Genomic DNA, 3,622 nt, shown 5'->3' with positions numbered 1-3,622 from the left:
GCTTTTTGTCGGAAGTCATTGCTATAGGGGGCGGGCATTGAAATAGGCAGAAAAGACATGGTCCTATTTTGTCCTAACTAGCTCCTCAATTGCTATAGTTCAAATCGACGCGCTTAATCGCCAGATCGCAGGCCGCATTAATCAAATCATCCCTGCTGCTGATCCAAGATCTCGAAACTTCACCGTTAAGATCGCCTTGAAGCCAAACCAAGACTTGCTGTCAGGCATGTTTGGTCGATTACAGTTCAGCTCCATTACTCGTCAAAATGTTGCTGCTCGCCAGGGTCTCATGATTCCTGAAGATGCGATAGTCAAGCAATTTGGCATCACAGGGGTCTTCAAAGTCGTAGACCAGCAGGCTCAGTTTAATCCTATTACCACGGGACAGATTGAGGGCAAAACAGTGGAGGTCTATTCAGGACTAGAGAGGGGAGATCGCATCATTGTCAATCCCAGCCCCAAACTTGAGAACGGAACGGCTCTTCAAGTGAGTTAGAGAGGGAGAAAGTGATGCCCCCACCCATCGAATTTTAGTCGGCAGCCTCATTGCCTCTTTTTAGTCCCCATTAGCCCGAGCTCAGACTCATGCAACAGAAATCGCCCATGTAGTTATAGAAGTTGAGTCACTAGATATTCTGCGTTCCCATCTGACGTCCACCTTAGAAAGACAGACTAACAGTACCGACGCAGCGAACTCATACCACAAGCACGTGGGTCGACCCCCACCCTGACAAACCATCAACTCCCATAGGAGGTATTCAAATGAAGTGGATTCAGTTGTTCATATCGATTGCCCTGTTGACTAGCACGATATTTATGGCTCCAGCCTATGCCCAAAACATGTCCTCCGACTCTGCTCCTTTTAATACTGTCAGCATCCCAAGACCTCGGCACTTCAACCCCGCCACTGTTGAAACTCTCAGTGGCAACATTGTTCGGGTTGATCGGGTTGCTAGCCCAGGTCGTCGATCTGGAAAGGGGGTACATTTATCTCTGCAAACGTCTGAAGAAACTGTGGATGTTCATTTAGGCCCTTCCTGGTACCTGGATGAACAGCAATTGAATCTCAAGTCTGGCGATCCGGTCGAAGTTACTGGCTCCAGAGTCACTGATGCCGGCCTGTCCGCGATCATTGCCGCCCAAGTGAAATCAGGGGATACCGTTCTCAACCTCAGAGATGAAAGCGGTCAGCCTACCTGGAGAGATATGGGGCGAGCTAGGAACCTTTAAAAAAACTGTTTTACATGATGAGGTTAACCTAATGAGCGACCTTTTTTCTCCTACATGGATGCAGGCTTATCTCAATCAATGGAATGCTGAACCCGAACTGGCCTCTGCCTTAGCAACCATTCATTTTAATTCCACAATTGCTTATGGGTTTAAGGATGTGGCTATGCCCAAAGGGGTGTTGACTATCGAAACTGGACGGGCGATCAAAGCCGAGCCTTACATCGATCAACCTTTGAACTGGGACTTGCGGGCCACTCCAGAAGACTGGCAAAAATGGCAATCCAATGGCTTAAGCATGATGGGGCTAAGCATGGCCTATATGAGCGGCAAGCTTAAGTTTGTGGTGGGCAATTAACCTCAATCATTAAAGATCCACGTATGGTGGGGCCTTTCCTGATGTCTTTCTCTGCTATGGGTCGGGTATTGAGCCACGCCTAAAGATAATTCTTAATTCTCATCGGTACTCATCTCTTCGAAATTAAAGTCAATGAATACTCAGAATAACCTGCCACCAAAAGCTCTCTTGGATATTCCTCCCGGATATCTGAACATCATGGGATATGTTGACGAATCTGAAGTGAATGGTCCCGGTTGTCGAGCTGTCATCTGGATGCAAGGGTGCCATCGGGCCTGCCCTGGTTGTTTCAACCCTGACTCATGGTCGTTTGAAATTAACCAGTTAATCGACGTAAAATCTTTGGTCCAGAAGGTTCTCAGCAATCCGCGCCATGAAGGCGTCACTTTTTCTGGTGGAGAGCCCTTCTGGCAAGCTCCTGCCCTCACTGAACTCGCTCATCAAGTCAAGGCTGCTGGATTAAATGTGATGTCATTTACGGGATTTACGTTGGCTCAGTTACAGGCAGACTCGGCACCCGTCGGTGCCCAAAATCTGCTGGACCAGTTGGATATCCTCATTGATGGCCCATATATCGAAGTTCTCAAAATTCACTCCCCAGATTCGCCTGTTGCATCCAGCAATCAGCAGGTCCATATCTTCAATCCATCTCTCCAAGACAAAATCACTTGGGCGAGTGACCAATTGGAAATTCATATTCAACCTGATGGAAGCCGTACCTTTACGGGGTATCACGGACAGTTGCTCGGGTCTTAATTAATATCCTGACAGTATCTCTGGGAATAGAAATCTCACTCTAGGAGGACAAAGAGTGCTGTTGAGTATTCCATCAAAATGATTGCTGTGATCTTCCGACCTGACAATCCAGCCCACCATTATTAATGTCTGTCGCTTATTTGAAGGCTTAACGGGTACTCAGTGGATAGCTCGAGATCTTGTCCTCAAAGAGACTGTTTGTTGCCATCATCCATGCTGCAGCACTCTAGTGACTCAATAGCTAGCAACGCAAAGCTATCAAAAAGTCTATCGCCCTTTAGAAAGGCAAATGACACACGATTCGTTCGAATTCAGGTTCCAACCCTAGAAACGACGCACTTACTTCTGAACTGATTTGGAAAAAGATATGAATACACTTCCTACCCTTCGCATTGGTCAACATACAGCTCGCTATCCCATTATTCAAGGAGGGATGGGTATCCGTATCTCTGGGGCTAAACTGGCTGCCGCTGTCGCCAATGTAGGTGGTATCGGCATTATCTCTGTCGTGGGTTTAGGACTAAATTCTCCCTACTTTGACCCCAGTCAGAAAGCAGGACGGCAACGACGAGAGCAATTTTTTACAGCTAATCGATTGGCTCTCATTGACGAATTAAACCTTGCCCGTTCCCTCAGCCCAGAGGGCATCATTGGTATCAACATTATGGTTGCTGCCAATGATTATGAGATTCTGGTTCGCACCGCTGTTGAACATGGAGTCAACTTAATTATTGCGGGCGCAGGATTGCCCCTCGGATTGCCTGCTTACACTCAAGCTCACCCCGAAGTGGCGCTGGTGCCAATTGTGTCCACTACACGAGCCGCTAAACTCATCTGTCAAAAGTGGCAGCGCCAACATCACCGCTTGCCCGATGCCTTCATTGTTGAAAATCCCCAGACGGCAGGGGGGCACCTCGGGGCCAAACTAGAAGATCTTAATAGCCCTCGCTTAGCAGCGAAACAGGTGATTCCTGAACTTACAAATTATCTCCAATCGGAAATTAGTGAAGAGATTCCCGTAATTGCAGCGGGTGGTGTCTGGGACCGAACGGATATTGACTGGATGCTAGCGTTGGGGGCCAGTTGTGTACAGATGGGGACGCGGTTTATTACCACTAATGAATGCGATGCCGATCGCCGCTACAAGGAGTTTCACCTTCACGCTCACCCTGAAGATGTAGTCTTATCCCTCTTTTATCACTTTAGTCAGATAAAAAATAGACTATTCTCAGTGTCTATTTTTCTGATGAGTGATGTCAGCTTCAAGAAGTCCAGAATCAA

The 3,622-nt window shown here is 47.5% G+C and carries 4 protein-coding genes and 1 pseudogene; all 5 read left to right on the top strand.

Annotated elements, in window-relative coordinates; translation table 11 throughout:
- Nucleotides 1-196: 196 nt before the first annotated feature.
- Nucleotides 197-496: a hypothetical protein gene (locus Q0991_RS14400; RefSeq protein ID WP_299489464.1), complete on the top strand. Its 300-nt coding sequence runs from the start codon at nucleotides 197-199 to the stop codon at nucleotides 494-496.
- Nucleotides 497-762: 266 nt separating this feature from the next.
- Nucleotides 763-1,230, top strand: coding sequence for a hypothetical protein (locus Q0991_RS14395; RefSeq protein ID WP_299489463.1), 468 nt, complete (start codon nucleotides 763-765; stop codon nucleotides 1,228-1,230).
- 31 nt (nucleotides 1,231-1,261) lie between these two features.
- Nucleotides 1,262-1,668 (top strand): annotated as a pseudogene (locus Q0991_RS14390) (SCP-2 sterol transfer family protein).
- A 49-nt stretch (nucleotides 1,669-1,717) separates the two neighbouring features.
- The gene (locus Q0991_RS14385; RefSeq protein ID WP_299489461.1) at nucleotides 1,718-2,341 is read left to right on the top strand and encodes a 4Fe-4S single cluster domain-containing protein; all 624 of its coding nucleotides are present in this window, start codon (nucleotides 1,718-1,720) and stop codon (nucleotides 2,339-2,341) included.
- Nucleotides 2,342-2,708: 367 nt separating this feature from the next.
- Nucleotides 2,709-3,622 (top strand): nitronate monooxygenase family protein (locus Q0991_RS14380; protein WP_299489460.1); only part of this gene is annotated, 914 nt, incomplete at its 3' end.

Source organism: Acaryochloris sp. IP29b_bin.137 (assembly GCF_028285745.1).
Taxonomy (GTDB): Bacteria; Cyanobacteriota; Cyanobacteriia; order Thermosynechococcales; family Thermosynechococcaceae; genus Acaryochloris.
The sequence above is the reverse complement of the archived record's forward strand: the minus strand, read 5'-3'. Positions and strand labels throughout refer to the sequence as shown.